We start from the raw sequence: 1,835 nt of genomic DNA on the forward strand, positions 1-1,835 counted from the left end.
GCGATGGTCGACAGGCCCGGGCCGATGAGCTGCGCCCACTCGGGGTCGTCGAAGCCGACGAAGCCCAGCTCCTGCCCGAACCGCCAGCCCAGCCGGCGCATGGCCGCCGCCACGCGCAGCGTCACGACCGCGTTGCCGGCGACCACCGCCGGCCGGCGCGTCTTTCCGGCGCGGCGGCGCAGGGCGCGCAGCGCGTCCTGCAGGGCGTCGTCGGCGCCCTCCTCGCTCTCGAAGACCTCGCCGCGCGCCTGCTTCGGGTACGCCGTCATGCAGGCCGCGAAGGCGGCGGCACGCTCGCGCCGCGTGCTCACGCCCTTCTGCGGCTCGGTGACGTACAGCAGCTCGCGCCAGCCGCCGGCCAGCAGGTGCTCGCAGGCCTGCGCCATCGCGCCGGCGTTGTCCAGCGAGACGAAGTCGGCGTGCATGCCGGCATGCCGCCGGTCCACCAGCACCGCCGGCTTGCCGTGCGTGGCCACGGCATCGACCACGCCCGCGCCGCGGCCCAGGGTGTTGAGGATGAAGCCGTCCACCTGGTAGCCGGTCAGCGCGTCGATGGCCTCGCGCTCGCGGCCCGTCTCATTGCCCAGGTTGAACAGCATCACCAGGTAGCCGGCCTCCTGGCAGGCCTTCTCGGCGCCGCGCAGCACGGCCACCGAGTAGGGGTTGGTGATGTCGGCCACGATCAGGCCGATGAGGCGCGAACGCCCGCGGCTGAGTGCCTGCGCCATCGGGCTGGGCACGTAGCCGAGCTGCTCGGTGGCGGCCTGCACGCGGGCCGCGATGTCGTCGGACAGCAGCCGCTCGCGGTGGTTGAAGAAGCGCGAGACGGTGGCCTTGGAGACGCCGGCGGCGCGCGCCACGTCGGCGATGGTGGCGCGGCGCGGGGTTCCCCTGTTCATGCCGCGGACGTGTCGTAGAGCGCCGCCGGCCGCCGGCCCGCCAGCGCGTCCAGCAGGTTGCTCGTGGCCAGCTCGGCCATCGCGTGCCGCGTCTCGTGCGTGGCCGAGCCGATGTGCGGCAGCGGCGTCACGCGCGGATGGGTGCGCAGCGGCGAATCGGCCGGCAGCGGCTCCTTCGCGAACACGTCCAGCCCGGCGGCACGCAGGCGGCCGCCGTCCAGCGCGGCGAGCAGCGCAGCCTCGTCCACCGTCTGGCCGCGGCCGCCGTTGATGAAGACGGCGCCGGGCTTCATCTGCGCGAAGACGCCGGCGTCGATCATCCCGCGCGTGTGCTCCGTCAGCGGCAGCATCGCCACCACGAAGTCCGATTGCGCCAGCAGCTCCGCCAGCGGCGTGCGGACGGCCCTGCCCTGCAGCTCGGGCGCCTGCGCCGCCAGGTCGACCGGCCGGCGCGCGTGGTAGCGCACCGGCATGCCGAAGCCCAGCGCCGCGCGCCGCGCGATGGCCTGGCCGATGCGCCCGAACCCCAGCAGCCCGAGCGTCTTGCCGTGCACGTCGTGGCCGAACAGGTCCTCGCCGATGTTCTTCGTCCAGCGGCCCTCGCGCACCAGGTTGGCCAGCTCGACCACGCGACGGCTGGCCGCCATCAGCAGCGCGAACACGGTGTCGGCCACCGTCTCGTCGAGCACGCCGGGCGTGTGGGCGAGCAGGATGCCGCGGCGGTGCAGCTCGGCCAGCGCGTAGTTGTCCACCCCGACCGAGACGCTGGAGACCGCCTCCAGCTTCGGCGCGCGGTCCAGCACGGCGGCGTCGATGGGGAAGCTGGAGCCGATCAGGCCGTGCGCTTCGGGCAGCGCGGCGTCGAAGGCGGCGCGGTCCTGCTTGGGGTCGGCCACCGTCACGTCGTGCACGGCCTGCAGGCGGGCCAGCTGGTCG

Annotated in this window: 2 protein-coding genes; both read right to left on the bottom strand. The window is 74.5% G+C overall.

Going from position 1 to position 1,835, the window contains the following annotated elements; genetic code table 11:
* Nucleotides 1–899: LacI family DNA-binding transcriptional regulator (locus ACIY1X_RS25035; protein WP_399686014.1), on the bottom strand; the 899-nt coding region annotated here is incomplete at its 3' end.
* The coding region (locus ACIY1X_RS25040; RefSeq protein ID WP_399686017.1) for a 2-hydroxyacid dehydrogenase at nt 896–1,835 on the bottom strand (940 nt) is incomplete at its 5' end. The genes ACIY1X_RS25035 and ACIY1X_RS25040, both read right to left, overlap by 4 nt.

This window comes from Xenophilus sp. (assembly GCF_044462705.1).
GTDB lineage: Bacteria > Pseudomonadota > Gammaproteobacteria > Burkholderiales > Burkholderiaceae_C > Xenophilus > Xenophilus azovorans.